This is a genomic window from Pseudomonas gingeri (assembly GCF_013386115.1).
Lineage (GTDB): Bacteria > Pseudomonadota > Gammaproteobacteria > Pseudomonadales > Pseudomonadaceae > Aquipseudomonas > Aquipseudomonas gingeri.
This window is the reverse complement of sequence record NZ_JACAOR010000006.1, coordinates 166235-183182: the sequence shown is the minus strand read 5'-3', so window position 1 is coordinate 183182 and position 16948 is coordinate 166235. Positions and strand designations below refer to the sequence as shown.

General features: G+C 62.5%; 15 protein-coding genes. 4 read left to right on the top strand and 11 right to left on the bottom strand.

What is annotated here, in order from left to right:
- Positions 1-22: 22 nt before the first annotated feature.
- Positions 23-616 carry a transcriptional regulator BetI gene (gene betI / locus HX881_RS12590; RefSeq protein WP_017128329.1) on the bottom strand — a complete coding sequence of 198 codons (594 nt, stop codon included), beginning with the start codon at positions 614-616 and terminating at the stop codon, positions 23-25.
- A gap of 479 nt (positions 617-1095) precedes the next feature.
- Between betI and HX881_RS12585 the strand changes: the two genes are divergently transcribed.
- The gene (locus HX881_RS12585; RefSeq protein ID WP_343054751.1) at positions 1096-3048 is read left to right on the top strand and encodes a BCCT family transporter; all 1953 of its coding nucleotides are present in this window, start codon (positions 1096-1098) and stop codon (positions 3046-3048) included.
- A 507-nt stretch (positions 3049-3555) separates the two neighbouring features.
- Here the strand turns inward: HX881_RS12585 and choV are convergent.
- The 3 genes from choV to HX881_RS12570 form a co-directional block, all read right to left on the bottom strand.
- Complete coding sequence (choV, locus tag HX881_RS12580) at positions 3556-4734, bottom strand: choline ABC transporter ATP-binding protein (RefSeq protein WP_017128331.1); 1179 nt, start codon at positions 4732-4734, stop codon at positions 3556-3558.
- A complete protein-coding gene (gene choW, locus HX881_RS12575) occupies positions 4731-5576 on the bottom strand; it encodes a choline ABC transporter permease subunit (protein WP_017128332.1) in 846 nt (281 codons plus the stop codon). The genes choV and choW overlap by 4 nt, the downstream gene beginning before the upstream one ends.
- Before the next feature lie 69 nt (positions 5577-5645).
- Positions 5646-6593 carry a choline ABC transporter substrate-binding protein gene (locus HX881_RS12570; RefSeq protein ID WP_017128333.1) on the bottom strand — a complete coding sequence of 316 codons (948 nt, stop codon included), beginning with the start codon at positions 6591-6593 and terminating at the stop codon, positions 5646-5648.
- 439 nt (positions 6594-7032) lie between these two features.
- On the opposite strand from HX881_RS12570, the gene HX881_RS12565 reads away from it, so the two are divergent.
- Complete coding sequence (locus tag HX881_RS12565; protein ID WP_103032705.1) at positions 7033-8409, top strand: L-serine ammonia-lyase; 1377 nt, start codon at positions 7033-7035, stop codon at positions 8407-8409.
- A gap of 604 nt (positions 8410-9013) precedes the next feature.
- The gene (gene gbdR, locus HX881_RS12560) at positions 9014-10117 is read left to right on the top strand and encodes a choline metabolism transcriptional regulator GbdR (protein WP_017128334.1); all 1104 of its coding nucleotides are present in this window, start codon (positions 9014-9016) and stop codon (positions 10115-10117) included.
- A 183-nt stretch (positions 10118-10300) separates the two neighbouring features.
- Here gbdR and HX881_RS12555 read toward each other — a convergent pair whose 3' ends face one another.
- Both HX881_RS12555 and HX881_RS12550 read right to left on the bottom strand, forming a co-directional pair.
- Complete coding sequence (locus HX881_RS12555; RefSeq protein WP_017128335.1) at positions 10301-10564, bottom strand: hypothetical protein; 264 nt, start codon at positions 10562-10564, stop codon at positions 10301-10303.
- A gap of 465 nt (positions 10565-11029) precedes the next feature.
- Positions 11030-11545 carry a hypothetical protein gene (locus HX881_RS12550; RefSeq protein WP_017128336.1) on the bottom strand — a complete coding sequence of 172 codons (516 nt, stop codon included), beginning with the start codon at positions 11543-11545 and terminating at the stop codon, positions 11030-11032.
- 141 nt (positions 11546-11686) lie between these two features.
- On the opposite strand from HX881_RS12550, the gene HX881_RS12545 reads away from it, so the two are divergent.
- The gene (locus HX881_RS12545; protein ID WP_017128337.1) at positions 11687-11860 is read left to right on the top strand and encodes a hypothetical protein; all 174 of its coding nucleotides are present in this window, start codon (positions 11687-11689) and stop codon (positions 11858-11860) included.
- A 197-nt stretch (positions 11861-12057) separates the two neighbouring features.
- Here HX881_RS12545 and HX881_RS12540 read toward each other — a convergent pair whose 3' ends face one another.
- From HX881_RS12540 to choX, 5 genes are all read right to left on the bottom strand, one after another.
- On the bottom strand, positions 12058-13221 hold the full coding sequence (locus tag HX881_RS12540) for a gamma-butyrobetaine dioxygenase (RefSeq protein WP_017128338.1): 1164 nt from the start codon (positions 13219-13221) through the stop codon (positions 12058-12060).
- A 24-nt stretch (positions 13222-13245) separates the two neighbouring features.
- Positions 13246-13722: a thioesterase family protein gene (locus tag HX881_RS12535; protein WP_017128339.1), complete on the bottom strand. Its 477-nt coding sequence runs from the start codon at positions 13720-13722 to the stop codon at positions 13246-13248.
- 173 nt (positions 13723-13895) lie between these two features.
- Complete coding sequence (locus HX881_RS12530) at positions 13896-14861, bottom strand: L-carnitine dehydrogenase (protein ID WP_121135222.1); 966 nt, start codon at positions 14859-14861, stop codon at positions 13896-13898.
- Positions 14862-15002: 141 nt separating this feature from the next.
- Entirely contained in the window at positions 15003-15890 is an 888-nt protein-coding gene (gene cdhC / locus HX881_RS12525; protein ID WP_017128341.1) for a 3-dehydrocarnitine:acetyl-CoA trimethylamine transferase CdhC, read from the bottom strand.
- A 72-nt stretch (positions 15891-15962) separates the two neighbouring features.
- A complete protein-coding gene (gene choX, locus HX881_RS12520; RefSeq protein ID WP_017128342.1) occupies positions 15963-16907 on the bottom strand; it encodes a choline ABC transporter substrate-binding protein in 945 nt (314 codons plus the stop codon).
- Positions 16908-16948 lie beyond the last annotated feature (41 nt).

Genomic DNA, 16948 nt, shown 5'->3' with positions numbered 1-16948 from the left:
GTGCCGAGCGTTTCTCGGTGCTCTAGCGCTCCTGCTTAGCCAGTTGGAAATCCATGTATTCGTAAGCGATCCGTTGCGCCTGCGCGGTGTCGAAAGCGTCTCCCGACAACGCGCCGCGCAACCACAAACCGTCGATCAACGCTGCCAGTCCCCGTGCCGCGCTGCGGGCTGCGGGCAGCGGCAGGACGCGGCGGAACTGGCAACACAGGTTGGAATACAGACGGTGATCGTTGATCCGCTGCAACCTGTGCAAAGACGGGTGGTGCATGCTGGTGGCCCAGAAGGCCAACCAGGTTTTCATTGCCGGGCCATTGACCTGGCTGGCGTCGAAGTTGCCTTCGATAATCACCTGCAGATGGGCCCGCGGGCTGTCATCTGTCAGCGCCTGGCGGCGCGCGGCGACGTTCTCGGTCAGGGCGTTCATCAGATACCGCATCGTGGCGGCGATCAGGCCATTCTTGTCCTGAAAATAGTGACTGATGATGCCATTCGAGACACCGGCCAAACGGGCGATCAGCGCAATGCTGGCGTCCCCCATCCCGACCTGATCGACCGCCGTCAAGGTGGCTTCGATCAATTGCTGGCGGCGTATGGGTTGCATACCGACCTTGGGCATCGTGCACCTCTCCTTAGGCCCGCCGGCAGACGTAGAACGGCTACCGGCTCGTGGGCCAGTCTATTTTGTTTTGATTGAACGTTCAATCAACAAAGAATAAGATCTGCGACAAATCGTCGCTGCCTACAGGTTTTTCCTACATGTAGCTGACGGAAAAACGACCTCCGAAAAAACACCGGACCCGCGGGGCAGACACTCTGCGCAGGCGAAGACGGACGTTGCGAGCAGGCACGAAAGGCACCCGGCAGCGCGATCATTTTTCGCACAGGGTCCTGGCGCGCCGGTTCAGGCGCAATCCCCGCGGGGCCGGGGTTTTTTCGGGGTGTCTTTATATCACCCGCTGGTCGGCTGCCAACTAACCGATTGGCCGGGTGCCGTGTTGCCTTGTGTCTTTCTCCCGCACTGCCTGGAGCATCTGTGCAATGAGTTCTGCCTCTCTTATAAAGACCCCCGCCGAAAAGGTGCGGGTCAACGGTTGGGTGTTCTACACCTCGACCGCGTTGATTCTGTTGCTCACCGCCATCCTGATCATCGCCCCGCAAGAGGCTGGCAAACTGCTCGGCGTGGCCCAGGCCTGGCTCTCGCGCAGCTTCGGCTGGTACTACATGGTGGTGATCGCCGCCTACCTGGTGTTTGTCGTCGGGCTGGCGTTCTCGTCCTACGGCAAGTTGAAGCTGGGAAGCAAGCGGGACACCCCGGACTTCAGCTACGGCGCCTGGGCCGGCATGCTGTTTTCCTCGGGGATCGGCATCTCGCTGCTGTACTTCGGTGCTTCCGAGCCGCTGGACCACTATTTCAATCCGCCGGAAGGCGCGGCCGGCAGCCATGCGGCCGCACGTCAGGCGCTGCAACTGACCTTCCTGCACTGGGGTCTGCACGGCTGGGCGATCTATGCGCTGGTGGGCCTGGCCGTGGCGTACTTCGCCTATCGGCACAACCAGCCGCTGGCGCTGCGCTCGGCGCTGTACCCGCTGGTGGGCGAGCGCTGGGTCAAGGGCGCGGCCGGTCACGCGGTGGACGGCTTCGGCATGTTCGTCACCCTGCTGGGCCTGGTGACCAACCTGGGCATCGGCTCGATGCAGGTGTCCTCGGGGCTGGAAAGCCTGTTCGGCATGGCCCACAGCAACACCAACCTGCTGATCGTGATCATCGTCATGAGCACCGTGGCGACCATTGCCGCCGTGTCCGGTGTGGAAAACGGCATCCGCCGCCTGTCCAACCTGAACATCGTGCTGTTCAGCGGCCTGCTGATCTTCGTGCTGCTGTTCGGCCCGACCCTGCACCTGCTCAACGGCTTCGTGCAGAACATCGGCGACTACCTCAACGGCGTGGTGCTGAAGACCTTCGACCTCTACGTGTACGAGAACGACGCCGAGAAGTCCGACCGCTGGCTGGGCCTGTGGACCCTGTTCTACTGGGCCTGGTGGATTTCCTGGGCGCCATTCGTGGGCATGTTCATCGCGCGTATTTCCCGTGGTCGCACGGTGCGTGAACTGGTGGCCGGCGTCCTGCTGATCCCGTTGGGCTTCACCCTGGCGTGGCTGTCGATCTTCGGCAACTCGGCCCTGGACCTGGTGATGAACCATGACGCCGTGGCGCTGGGCAAGACGGCGCTGGAACAGCCGTCCATGGCGATCTACCAGTTGCTGGAGCACTACCCGGCGTCGAAAGTCGTCATTGGCGTGTCGATCTTTGTCGGCTTCGTGCTGTTCCTGACCCCGGCGGACTCCGGCGCGGTGATGATGGCCAACCTGTCGTGCAAAGGCGGCCAGGTCGACGAGGATGCCCCGCACTGGCTGCGGATCTTCTGGTCGGCCGTGATCACCCTGGTGACCATCGGCCTGTTGTTCGCCGGTAACTTCGAAGCCATGCAGACCATGGTGGTGCTGGCCGGGCTGCCGTTCTCCGTGGTGCTGGTCTTCTTCATGTTCGGCCTGCACAAGGCCATGCGCCAGGATATGCAGATCGAAAACGAACAGGCCGAACTGGCGGCCCGTGGTCGTCGCGGCTTCAGCGAGCGGTTGAGCGCGCTGGACCTGCAACCGACCCAGGCGATTGTCCAGCGCTACATGGACAAGCAGGTCAGCCCGGCGCTGGTCGAGGCGGCCGCACAGCTGCGCAACCTGGGCCTGACGGTGCAGACGCAACTGGGCAAGGCCAAGAGCCTGATCGGTCTTCGGGTGGAGATGGAGGAAGGTAATCCCTTCGTCTACGAAGTGAGCCTGGACGGCTACCTGGCGGCGCCGAGTGAGTCGGCCCAGGTCGAAGGTGCGGAATCCGAAGTGCGGGCCCGTTACTACCGCGCCGAAGTCTACCTGCACAATGGCAGCCAGGAGTACGACCTGATGGGGTTCACTCAAGAGCAGATCACCCGCGATGTGCTCGATCAGTTCGAAAGCCATCGGCAGCTCCTTGGCCGGGTTTACAGCTGAGGTTGAAGGCTCGCGGTGCATCCGTTGCACCGCGTTGTTTTCATCGCCAGCAAGCCGGCTCCCACAGATCGGTTGCGCACCACGAACCTTCGTCTTGCCCGGTCCCTTGTGGGAGCCGGCTTGCCGGCGATGGCGGCCTTGAGGGCCGTGCGAGACTCGATGGCCTCATCGCGGGCAAGCCCGGCTCCCACAGATCGGTTGCGCACCACGACCCTTCGTCCTGCCCGGTCCCTTGTGGGGGCCGGCTTGCCGGCGATGGCGGCCTTGAGGGCCGTGCAAGACTCGATGGCCTCATCGCGGGCAAGCCCGGCTCCCACAGGTCGGTTGCGCACCACGACCCTTCGTCTTGCCCGGTCCCTTGTGGGAGCCGGCCTGCTGGCGATGGCGGCCCTGAGGGGCGTGCAAGACTCGATGGCCTCATCGCGGGCAAGCCCGGCTCCTACCGGTTCAGTGCTGGCCCCGAAAACAAGAACGCCGCGATCCATTCGCGGCGTTCTTGCATCTGTCTCAACCCAGGTTCTTGCCCAGCAACGCGTGATACAGCTCGCTGTCGCCGAGGATCCCGACCACCTTGTTGTTGTCGTGCAGTACCAGCTTGTTGCCGGTCTGGTAGCGGATCTGCAGCGCGTCGCGCATGCCGATATTCGAATCCACCAGGGTCGGGGTGCGGCCCAGGGCCTCCACCGACTGGCCTTGTACCCAGCTTTGCAGGTTCAGGCTGGCACCGTTCTGGCGGGCGCCCTTGATGGTGTTGCCTTCCGCCAGGTCGATCCACGAGTCGCCGCCCGGATCGATGCAGACCGAGCCGTTGACGCGCTTGCAGTTGTCCAGGGTGCGCATCAGGCTGCGTCCGCAGAGCACGTTCAGCGGATTGGTATGGGCGACGAAGGTACGCACGTACTCGTCCGCCGGATTGAGCACGATTTCTTCAGGCTTGCTGTACTGGATGATCCGGCCGTCCTTCATGATCGCGATGCGGCTGCCCAGTTTCAGCGCCTCGTCGAGATCGTGGCTGACGAACACGATGGTTTTCGCCAGCTTGCTCTGCAGGGTCAGCAACTCGTCCTGCAGGCCCTGGCGAATCAGCGGGTCGAGGGCCGAGAACGGTTCGTCCATCAGCAGGATATCGGCGTCCATCGCCAGGGCGCGGGCCAGGCCGACCCGTTGCTGCATGCCGCCGGACAGCTCGTCGGGCTTCTTGTTGCGCCATTGCTCGAGGCCGACCAGTTGCAGCTTCTCGTCTACCAGCTTGCGTCGTTCCTTCTCCGGACGACCCTGCATCTCCAGGCCGAAGCTGATGTTCTCGCGCACCGTCAGCCAGGGCATCAGGGCGAACTTCTGGAACACCATGGCGATGCGCTTGGTGCGCATCATCTTCAGTTCGGCGTCGGTGCAGTTGGCGATATCGATCTGTCGGCCTTCATGCTCGACGAACAAGTGACCACGGCTGACGGTGTTCAGGCCGTTGATGCAACGCAGCAGGCTGGACTTGCCGGAACCGGAGAGGCCCATCAGCACGCAGATCTCGCCTTTCTCGATTTCCAGGCTGGCATTCTCGACGCCGACGATCTGCCCGGTCTTCTTGAGGATTTCTTCCCGCTTGAGGCCTTTGTCCAGCAGCGCGAGGGCCTCACGCGGGTTCTTGGAGAAGATAACGTCTACCTTGTCGAAGCGAATGATGCTCATGCGTCACCCCTTACCTGTGCGTCGGGTTGTTTGCAGATACGGTCGAGCATGATTGCCAGCAATACGATCGCCAGGCCGGCTTCGAAGCCCAGGGCGATATCAGCGGTGTTCAGTGCGTTGACCACGGGTTTGCCCAAGCCATCGGCACCCACGAGTGCGGCGATCACCACCATCGACAGCGACAGCATGATGCACTGGGTGATACCGGCAGCGATGCTCGGCATGGCGTGGGGCAGTTCGATTCGTGCGAGCAACTGACGGCGCGAGCAGCCAAAGGCCTTGCCGGCGTCCATCAATTCCTGCGGTACATCCTGGATGCCCAGATACGTCAGACGGATGGGCGCGGCAATCGCGAACACCACCGTGGAAATCAGGCCGGGTACAACACCGAGACCGAAGAGGGTCAGGGTCGGAATGAGGTACACGAAAGTCGGTACGGTCTGCATCAGGTCGAGGACCGGACGCATCAGGGTGTAGAACATCGGCTTGTGTGCGGCGACGATGCCCAGCGGCACGCCGATGACCACGCAGACGAGGGTGGCGAACATCACCTGGGCGAGGGTTTCCATGGTTTCCTGCCAGTATCCCAGGTTGAGGATCAGCAGGAAGGACGCGACCACGAAGGCTGTCAGGCCCCATTTGCGCTGGATGAGGTGGGCGATCACGGCAATCAGCGCGATCAATGCCAGCGGATTGAACCAGGCCAGCGCAAACGTCACGCCGTGGATCATCGTTTCCAGTGTCGAAGCGATCGCATCGAAATAGTTGGCACCGTGTTTGGTCAACCATTCGACGAAGGCGGCGATGTACTGGCCTAGAGGGATTTTATGTTCAGTCAGCATGGTATTGAACGTCCACATGCGGGGGAATAAATGCAGACCCGGGCGGGCGGACCCGCCCGGCGTCGGCGGTTATTGCGCGAGCTTGGCTTTCACGGCGTCCAGGCCAGGTTTACCGTCAATGGTGGTCACGCCAGCCAGCCAGGTATCGAGTACCTGTGGGTTCTTCTTCAACCAGGCCTTGGCCGCGGCTTCAGGTTTCATCTTGTCGTCGAGGATGTTGCCCATCAGCGAGCTTTCCATGTCGACGGTGAATTCGAGGTTCTTCAGCAACTGGCCGACGTTGCTGCATTCCTGCACGTAGCCCTTGCGGGTGTTGGTCGCCACGGTGGCCGCACCGAAGTCGGGACCGAAGAAGTCGTCGCCACCGGTCAGGTACTGGATCTTGAAGCGCTTGTTCATCGGGTGTGGCGCCCAGCCGAGGAAGACCACCGCGGTGTCGCGTTTCTGCGCGCGGTCGACCTGGGACAGCATGCCCGCTTCGCTGGATTCGACGACCTTGAAGCCGGCGTCCTTCAGGCCGAAGGCGTTCTTGTCGATCATGGTCTGGATCAGGCGGTTGCCGTCGTTGCCCGGCTCGATGCCGTAGATCTTGCCATCCAGTTCCTTCTTGAACTTGGCGATATCGGCGAAGTCATGCAGGCCCTTGTCATACAGCGCCTGGGGCACGGCCAGGGTGTACTTGGCGCCCTTGAGGTTGGTGCGCACGACGTCGACGGTGCCGGCGTCGCGGTAGGCCTTGATGTCGTTCTCCATGGTCGGCATCCAGTTGCCGAGGAACACGTCCATGTTCTTGCCGTCGGCCAGGGACTTGTAGGTCACCGGCACGGAAATCATCGTGGTCTTGGTCTTGTAGCCGAGGGCGTCGAGCACGACGCTGGTGGTGGCGGTGGTGGCGGTAATGTCCGTCCAGCCGACATCGGAGAAGTTCACGGTACTGCACTGCGCCGGTTCTGCGGCCTGGGCCAGCAGCGGGAGACTCAGCATGGCGGCCAACAACAACGAGGGGGAACCTTTCATGGGGGTAGACTCCTATGTGTTTTTTCTTGGCAGTGTCCGACTGGACGATCGCGCTTAATTGTTCTGTTGCGGTTGGAGGCTTCGAGGACAGCTCTACCCCGGTGCCTTGCAATCGAGTCGAGACTGATCATGTACCAGCCTGAATATGTCGCCTACAGGGTGCGTCGTATCCAGTACAGGGAGGGTCGCATCCAGTGTCGGTGAGGTCGTTTACAGATTTTTTCGGTGCTTTTTCCCTCCCTGAACCGCAAAAGAACGCCGAAAAAAGCCTGTCGGCGGCGCCTGGCGTAGATGGACATGAGTGCGTCGGTGCCAGACGTCGAACCCCGATTCAAAAGGCTGATGATTCCTTCATCCCGGCGGATCGCGCCTACAGCGTAGCAGCTCCGCCACCAGGCGTTTCAACGCCTGGAACCTGCATCCAGAGGGCGTCACAGTCATGGCAATCAGCGTATTCGACCTGTTCAAGATCGGCATCGGCCCGTCCAGCTCCCATACCGTGGGGCCCATGCGGGCGGCGGCGCTGTTCGTTCAGGGACTGCGTGAGCGCGGCGCCCTGGAGCAGGTCCGGCGGGTCGAGGTGCAGCTCTATGGCTCGCTGTCGGCCACCGGCATCGGCCACGGCAGCGACAACGCGGTGATCATGGGCCTGATGGGCGAGTGGCCGGACGCCATCGACCCGTCGCAGATCGGCCTGCGCATCGCCACCCTGCGCGAAACCGACACGCTGCTGCTCGACAATCGCCTGCCGATTCCCTTTGTCTGGGCGCGCGACATGCAGTTGATCGACGAGAACCTGCCGTTCCATCCCAACGCCATGACCCTGGTCGCTTTTGATGCTGCCGGCGAGCTGCATCGCGACACCTACTATTCGGTCGGCGGCGGTTTTGTCGTCGATGCGGCGCAAGCGGCCAGCGGTGTCGCGGATATGGACCAGACCGTGCTGCCGTATGACTTCTCCAGTGCGGTCGAGCTGCTCGAGTTGTGCCAGAAGCACAACCTGCGGGTGGCGGAACTGATGATGGCCAACGAGCGGGTCTGGCGTTCGGAGGACGAGATCCGCAGCGGCCTGATGAAGCTCTGGCGCGCCATGCAGGATTGTGTCGAACAGGGCCTCAGGCACGAGGGCATCCTGCCCGGTGGTTTGAATGTGCGTCGGCGCGCGGCCAAGTTGCACCGCAGCCTGCAGGAGCTGAACAAGCCGAACGTGATCGGCTCGACCCTCAGCGCGATGGAGTGGGTCAACCTGTTCGCCCTCGCCGTCAACGAAGAGAATGCCGCCGGCGGGCGCATGGTGACGGCACCGACCAACGGGGCGGCGGGGATTATTCCGGCGGTGTTGCACTACTTCATGAAGTTCAGCGAAGCGGTGACCGACGCCAATGTCGTCGACTACTTCCTGGGAGCGGCGGCGGTCGGGATCCTGTGCAAGAAGAATGCGTCCATCTCCGGGGCCGAAGTGGGCTGCCAGGGTGAAGTCGGCTCGGCCTGCGCCATGGCCGCGGCGGGGCTGGCCGAGATTCTCGGGGCGACGCCGGAGCAACTCTGCAACGCCGCGGAAATCGGCCTGGAACACAACCTCGGCCTGACCTGCGACCCGGTCGGCGGGCTGGTGCAGGTGCCGTGCATCGAGCGCAACGCGATTGCCGCGGTGAAGGCGATCAATGCCGCCCAGATGGCCTTGCGCGGCGACGGCCAGCACTTCATTTCCCTGGACCGGGTGATCCGCACCATGCGCGATACCGGGGCCGACATGCACGACAAATACAAAGAGACTTCACGGGGTGGGTTGGCGGTCAGCGCGGTGGAGTGTTGATCCGGACGATGTAGTGGTTGTTCTGGCGCTTTCGCTGGCAAGCCAGCTCCCACAGTGGACCGCATGCAGCCGAGGGTGCTGGCATGTCGGCTCCCACAGGTTATGCGTCTTACCCGGGATCGGGGCTTTACCCCGGGCACATTGTGGGAGGGGGCTTGCCCCCGAAGGCGTCGGGCGGGACATGGCCTGCATGGGCACTAATTGCCCATCGACACAGCGCTGCGCCACCTTTTGGCGCGTCGCAAACAGATAACTGAAACACCGCGGGCACAACCAGGATCGTGCCCCGTTACCGCCGGTCGACCGTGCTTGCGGTGACACTCCCGCCCGGCGCTTTCCCGTGCCCGAAACACAAGTGCTACCGATTTGCTCAAACCGCCGAAGCAGGGCGCTTACAGAACTTTCCCACGCTTATAACCCGCACTCCTGGCAGGGGCTATATAGACACGCCGGCATGTCGTTTTCAGGAGTTATTGAATACGCATTCAACTTTAGGCATGGCAATTGCTCTGTCATTACAAAGCACCTTTTCCTATAGGGACTAGGGCAATAACAAGAGCCTCCGCCTGAGGCCATCACCCGCTTTGTGTGAGGAGATATCGCGATGACGTCGTTCCAGTCCGGGGCCCAGCCCCAGAACCGTGCGCCTCAATCCATCGGCTTCCTGCTGTTGGACAATTTCACGCTCATTTCCCTGGCTTCCGCGGTCGAACCGCTGCGCATGGCCAACCAACTGTCCGGTCGCGAGCTGTATCGCTGGACAACCCTGAGTGTTGACGGCGGACAGGTCTGGGCCAGCGACGGCTTGCAGATCACACCCGATGCCTCCATGCACAAAGCGCCGGCGATGGACACCGTGATTGTCTGCGGCGGCATCGGTATCCAGCGCACCGTGACCCGTGAACACGTGTCCTGGTTGCAGAGCCAGGCCCGCCAGTCGCGCCGCCTTGGCGCGGTGTGCACCGGCAGCTGGGCGTTGGCCTGTGCCGGCCTGCTCGACGGTTTCGATTGCAGCGTGCACTGGGAATGCCTGGCGTCGATGCAGGAAGCTTTCCCGCGCGTTGCCATGAGCACCCGCCTGTTCACCCTCGACCGCAACCGTTTCACCAGCTCCGGCGGCACCGCGCCGCTGGACATGATGCTGCACCTGATCAGCCGCGATCACGGCCGTGAACTGTCGGCGGCGATCTCCGAGATGTTCGTCTACGAACGTATCCGCAACGAACAGGATCACCAGCGCGTGCCGCTCAAGCACATGCTCGGCACCAACCAGCCGAAGCTGCAGGAAATCGTCGCGCTGATGGAAGCCAACCTGGAAGAGCCGATCGATCTCGACGAACTGGCGGTGTATGTCGCCGTGTCCCGTCGGCAGTTGGAGCGGCTGTTCCAGAAGTACCTGCACTGCTCGCCGTCGCGCTACTACCTCAAGCTGCGACTGATCCGGGCGCGGCAGTTGCTCAAGCAGACGCCGATGTCGATCATCGAAGTGGCGTCGGTCTGCGGCTTCGTCTCCACGCCGCACTTCTCCAAGTGCTACCGCGAGTACTTCGGTATTCCGCCGCGTGACGAGCGCGTCGGCTCCAACACCACCCAGCAGGTGGCGATGATGCCGATTCCGCAGGCGCTGGTCCTGGCTCCGTTGTCCGGGCCGATGTCGGCCTTGAGCCAGGCGCGCAACGAGTCGACGTTTGCCAGTGTGAGGCTCTGACCGACTCGCCTGGAAGCTGAGCCTCGCAGGGGCCTGGGCTTGACGCTATCTTGCGCTTAGACACCGTACCTGTGGGAGCCGGCTTGCGGGGGATTGCGATGTGACATTCACCACCGCTATCGCCAGCAATTCGGCTCCTGCAGGTTTCGTTGTGTTTTCAATTGCCCAGCCGCCGCTCCTGAATCAGGTCGGTCGGCTCTGCTGATATTCCGCCAGCGCCGGCAGCAGTTGCTTGTCGATGGCCTGGCGCACCGCCGGCAGGATCGTCGCGCTGCTGGTGTACATCTCCTTGACCATCTTGCGCAGCTCATAGGCTCGCGCGTCATCCAGGCCGCGTACCGCACATTCGCAGGCCTGCTCGGCAGAGGCACCGTTGGGTACTTGCAGGCCGAGGGACTTCAGTTGGCCCAGCAGGTCTTCCTGGTCAATCAAATCCGCGTACATCATGGCGCTTGTCCTATTCAGGGCGTGATCGTGTCTCGATTCTGGTAGGCACCGGGAGTGTCGGCAAGGGCAGATTGTCGCAGTGGCTCGCATACCTATGAACAGGTCGTTTTCGACTAACTCGCAGGCGGGGGGAGTGGGCACACTGGATCCCAGCAGGCTTCGTCGATGGTTTGGTCACCCTCTCGACAGTCAACTGCTGAAGACACTCTCTCACCTCGATCCTGTCACGGCTTGATCGGGGTTTTTTTTGCCTGGGGAACAGGGGGGCACCCGCTCAGCCGAAGGTGGTTGCGATTCGAGCGGTAGTTGCTTAGCATTGATCATGACTACGCAGACAGCAGAAAATTTGTCGGCGGAGCTGCGAAGGCCCAGATGAACCAGGGTCACATGAAGGGAAATTGCAGGCGTTTGGGTTGTTCTGCTTAAGTGCGGGAGACTTGTCTGAAAGGCCGTCCTTCCTCGTAGTCAACTGATGTTTCGAATCTTGGCCTCGGTCGCATGATAAGCGGTGACCGGGGCCAAGTATTTTTCGGTGCCTTCCTGACAGACCTTCACGACCGCCAGGGCATAGTAGCTCGCGGTGCCTACCCTTACCTTCCGACCCGTATTGAAGATAATCCCCTGCGCGCTTTTGGGCTTGTTGAGCCCGATCTGGCTGTAGGGAGAGTAGGCGTTCGTCAAAATCTCCAACGCCTGTTCGGGGCTGCAGTGGTCCTTGGTTTCCCGTGATTCCAAGGGGTGGGCGATGGCGAACAGATCGATCAGGATCCCACGTCGATTCGGTACAGGCCAGCCTTGTTGCCTGCAGATCTTTCTGATCCTGTCGAATTGTTTTGGCGTCATCAGATAGCTGAAGACAGGTGCATGCTGAACCTGCTTGAGCGAGACACCCGTCCCCCGGATGTTCAGCACTACTTGCATCAGTTGCTGAAAGGCCGCGGCCAGGGCGATGTCTCCGGACGGGGTGTTTGTATGGGTCATGTTTGCTGTTGAGGCAATAGGTATCGCTCAGAGGAACTGGATATGACGTTGCCGAGCGTGCCATTGACCTGAAGCAGGTACGCCAGGAGTGGGCGGTCGATACTCTCATGACGCTGCAACTGCCACGAGGTGGCTTGGGCTATGGTTGTGTTGCGCGATCTTTCGCAAACCCTGGCCTGTGCCACGATCAACAATCTGGATGAGCAGGATTTCCGGCATGTGCTGGAGGTGGTGTACGCGTTGCTGGATGATGGTTGCGAGGTACTGGAAGTGGTGGAGCAGCGGGTGATGAAACAGCTGGATCGGGTTCAATAGGCGGACCGCGTTATCGTTCATCGCGAGCAAGCTTGCTCCTACAGGATATCGGTCGTTGGCCAATACCGCGCACGCCGCGAAACTGTAGGAGCAAGCTTGCTCGCGATGGCCGTTAACGATAACGCGGGGTAACTGACACCCTGCGCCCCACAAAATAGTCCAACTCGAGATGGGCCCCGTGTCGGACTATCGCGGACTCAACGCTGCAACACCAGGATCCGCGACAGCAATTCATCCCGGTCGATATAGCAGCCCTGGAAATGTCGCGCGCCGGTGGCCGGGTCGAAGGCGTTGCGCGCGTGCAGGGTGCGGCGGTTGTCGAAGCACCAGAGTTCGCCCGGGTTGAGTCGCTGCATGATGCGGAAGCGTGCTTCGCGGGTCATGGCGATAAAGCGCCGGTAGGCACCGTACAACACCGGCATCTGTTGCTTGGAGGCATCGAACGGCCCGCGCAGGAAGTTGGCCATGCGGATCTCGCTGACCTGGCCGAGACTGTCCAGGGCAATGATCGGTGCCAGGCAGCGGTAGTCGCTGTGACGGTCCTTGTTGCGGAACTCCACGGGAATCTCGCAGAGCGCGCGAAACGCCGCCGGCTCCTCCCGGCGCAACGCGTCGGCAATGGCAAATCCGTCGACGAAAATACTCTCGCCGCCCTCGGCATCGTTCACCAGGCAATGCAGGAATTGCAGGCCCGGTTGCAGCTCGCGGGTCGGCAGGTCGCTGTGCAGCGGCAGGTTGAAGGCGGTGTAGGCATTGCTGTCGGCGTCGGCCTTGGATTGCACGTTGAACAGCACGCCGAAGTTGGTCTGGCGGATAAACGCGATCAGCTTCGCCACCTCGGACAACGAGCCGGGCTCGGTGGGCACGCCACGCACCTGGGTCAGGCCGGTGTCGCGCAATGCCACCAGCCATTGCAGCAGAATCTGCGGATCTTCCTTCAGCGCGGCGAACTCGAACACCGGCAACGCCAGGCTGCTGTCCCACAGCCGGCTTTTCGGTTTGCCGGCCTGGCGCTCGATGCGCGACTCATCGTCATAGGCATGGGCCCGCAGCCAGCCCGGGTCGAAGCGGCTGGCGTGGCCGTCCTGCCAGTCGATGCACAGGCAGCCGCTGTCGTCGATGCGGATGGCGGCGGGTGCCAGGTCCTCGGGCACATCGACGATTTCCAGGACCTGTTCACGGGTCACCGTGTACACGCACTGCGGGCACGGACAGTTGTCCCGCAGCCACACGTGGTGGTACGGACTGATGCGCCCGTCCGCCCAATACACCTCGAGGCGATCCGCCAGCGGATGCACGGCGGTCAGGGCACTGATCAGCGGATAACTGCGGAAATCGGCAAACGCGGCGGCGGTGTTCACGGTGAGCTCCTTTTCGAGGGATTGTTATTTTTTCGCGGGCAGTCCAATCACGCGGCCGATGTACTCGGGGGCCGGCAGGTCGGCCTGATCCTCGGCAATGGCTTGCAGCTTTTCCAGCACGGCTGCGCTGAATGGGGCCGAACGCGGGCCGGCGAGGTCGACGTGCAGCAGCATCTGTTCGTTGCCGGCCAGTTCCTTGTCACCGCCCACCAGGTGCAGGCTGTGGTAGAGGTGCAGGCGCTTGGCGTCGTAGCCGATGATCCGGGTGTGTACTTCGACCTGGGCGCCGAGCTTCACTTCGTGCAGGTAGTTGAGGTGCAGTTCGAGGGTGAACAGCGAGCTGCCGGTGGCTTCGCGATTGTTGCTGTCCATGCCCAGGCGCTCCATCAGGGCGTCGGTGGCATAGCTGAAGATCAGCAGATAGAAGGCGTCGCGCAGGTGGCCGTTGTAGTCGACCCAGTCGGGGATGACTTCGGTGGTGTAGGTGGTGAGGGTGGGCATGGCGGTGTTCCAGTGGCAATGGGGCGTTTCCTGCAGGAGCCGGCTTGCTGGCGATAGCGGCCGATCTGGCGATGCAAGGCTCGCCGGCCCCATCGCCAGCAAGCCGGCTCCTACAAGGTTTGTACTTCAGGCCGGATTGATGGACATGGCTTGCCCTTGAAAGGGCCGCCCCTTTACTCGCTGAAACTCATGCCATGCTTGGCCTTGGTGGTCTTCACCGCTTCCAGCACCGCCAGCAGGCAGTCGTCGCGATAGCGTTCCAGGGCCGAAATGCTGTGCTTGCCCAACTGGTCGCTGGTGCCGTCGACCACGTCGTCGATCAGTTTGTCGGTCAGCTCCGGCGCCGGCAGGTAGGTCCACGGCAGTTGCAGCGCCGGGCCGAACTGCGCCATGAAGTGGCGCATGCCAGCATCGCCACCGGCCAGGGTGTAGGTCAGGAAGGTGCCCATGAACGACCAGCGCAGGCCGGCGCCGAAGCGGATCGCATCGTCGATTTCGCCGGTGGTGGCGACGCCGTCGTTGACCAGATGCAGCGCCTCGCGCCACAGCGCTTCGAGCAGGCGGTCGGCGATAAAGCCCGGGACTTCCTTGCGCACATGCAGTGGGCGCATGCCGAGGGATTCATAGACTTTCATCGCCGCCTGCACGGCTTCAGGGGCGGTGTTCTTGCCGCCGACCACTTCCACCAGCGGCAGCAGGTACACCGGGTTGAACGGATGGCCGACCACGCAGCGCTCCGGGTGGGTGGCGCCTTCGTAGAATTCGCTGGGCAACAGGCCCGAGGTGCTGGAGCCGATCAGGGCATTGGGCTTGGCTGCGGCACTGATCTTGCCGTGCAGTTCGAGTTTCAGTTCAAGGCGTTCCGGCGCGCTTTCCTGGATGAAGTCGGCGTCTTTCACGCATTCTTCGATGGTGGCGACAAAGCGCAGGCGGTCTTGCGAGGCGCCAGGGGCCAGGCCCTGTTTCTCCAGGGCACCCCAGGCGTTGGCGACGCGCTTGCGCAGGGCCGCCTCGGCGCCGGGCGCCGGGTCCCAGGCGATCACGTCGAGGCCATGGGCGAGGGCGCGGGAGACCCAGCCGCTGCCGATGACACCGCTGCCCAGGGCGGCGAAGGTTTTGATTTCGGTGATAAAGCTCATGAGTGCGGTCCTGAAAGAGTTTTCGATTCCCTTGTAGGAGCCGGCTTGCTGGCGATCCAGGCACCACGGTCCAGCAGGCGGACCGCGTTATCGTTCATCGCCGGCAAGCCGGCTCCCACAGCGGGGGAGGAGGTATGGGGATCAACCGCGCTTGGTCAGGCCCATCTTCGCCCGACCTTCGGCCGGGGTCAGGACGCGGCTACCCATGCGGCTGAGGATCTCCGTGGCGCGCTCGACCAGTTGGCCGTTGGTCGCCAGGACGCCCTTGTCCAGCCACAGGTTGTCTTCCAGTCCGACCCGCACGTTGCCGCCCAGCAGCACCGCTTGCGCGGCCATCGGCATCTGCATGCGACCGATACCGAAACCGGCCCATACCGCGCCTGCCGGCAGGTTGTCGACCATGGCCTTCATGGTGGTGGTGTCGGCCGGTGCGCCCCAGGGGATGCCCAGGCACAGTTGGAACAACGGGTCGTCCAGCAGGCCTTCCTTCATCATCTGCTTGGCGAACCACAGGTGACCGGTGTCGAAGATTTCCAGCTCGGCCTTCACGCCCAGCTCTTGAATGCGTTTGGCGCCGGCACGCAACTGCGCCGGAGTGGAGACGTAGATGGTGTCGCCGTCGCCGAAATTCAGGGTGCCGCAGTCCAGGGTGCAGATTTCCGGCAGCAGCGCCTCGACGTGGGCCAGGCGGGTCAGCGGGCCGACCAGGTCGGTGTTCGGACCGAACTCCATCGGGTTTTCGCCGGCGCCGATTTCCAGGTCGCCGCCCATGCCGGCGGTGAGGTTGACGATGATGTCGACGTCCGCCTCGCGGATGCGCTCCATCACTTCGCGGTAGAGCGCCACGTCGCGGCTGAACTTGCCGGTTTCGGGATTGCGCACATGGCAATGCACCACGGTGGCACCGGCCTTGGCCGCCTCAACGGCAGCCGCGGCGATCTGTTTGGGCGTGACCGGAACGTGAGGGCTTCTGCCGGTCGTGTCGCCAGCACCGGTGAGTGCGCAGGTGATGATGACGTCGTGGTTCATGGTGCGGGTTCCTTACAGGCGTGGTGGTTCACACCGCAGCCGTCGTGGGCTGCGGGTGCGATTTTCGGTGGTTTACTTGCTGGTCAGTTGCAGGTTGTCGGCGGCCGGCTTGCCGTCGAAGGTGGTCACCCCTTCCAGCCAGCGGGCCTTGTCTTGCGGGTGATCCTTGAGCCACTGCCTGGCCGACTCCAGCGCGTCCTTGTGATCGAGCAGCGGTTGCATCATCCGGCTCTCGTCTTCGGCGGTGAACGTCAGGTTGGTCAACAGCTTGTTCACGTTCGGGCATTGCGCGGCGTAGGTCGGTGCGGTGACGGTCCAGACGGTGGCCATGCCTTCGTTCGGGCCCAGGGCGTTTTCGCTGCCGGTGAGATAGGTCATCTGCACGTTGACGTTCATCGGGTGCGGCGCCCAGCCGAAGAACACCACGGCTTCCTTGCGACGCACGGCGCGATCCACCGCCGAGAGCATGGCCGCTTCACTGGACTCCACCAGCTGGAACTTGCCCAGGCCGAACTGGTTCTTGGCAATCATTTCCTTGATCTGGGTGTTGGCGCCGGAGCCGGGCTCGATGCCGTAGATCTTGCCGCCCAGTTCCTTCTCGAACTTGGCGATATCGGCGAAGGTCTTCAGGCCCTTGTCGGCCAGGTAGGTCGGTACGGCCAGGGTCGCGCGGGCGTCCTTGAGGCTCGGCTCGGCGAGGACCTTGACCTGCTTGGCGTCGACGAACGGTGTGATGGTCTGGGTCATCAGCGGGTTCCAGTAGCCCAGGAACATGTCCAGGCGCTGGTCGCGGATACCGGCGAAGATGATCTGCTGGGACGCGCTGGTCTGCTTGACCTGGTAGCCCAGGCCGTCGAGCAGCACCTGGGTCATGGCGCTGGTGGCGATCACGTCGGTCCAGTTGACTACACCGAGGCGGACGTTCTGACAGGACGCCTGGTCCGCGGCCATGACGCCAGTGCTCAAGAGCGCGGTACCGGTGAGTGCGATTGCACAGCGGCTGATCAGTCGTTTCATGATGGTTTCCTCGGCAGGTCGTTTATTGTCGGTTCCGGTGT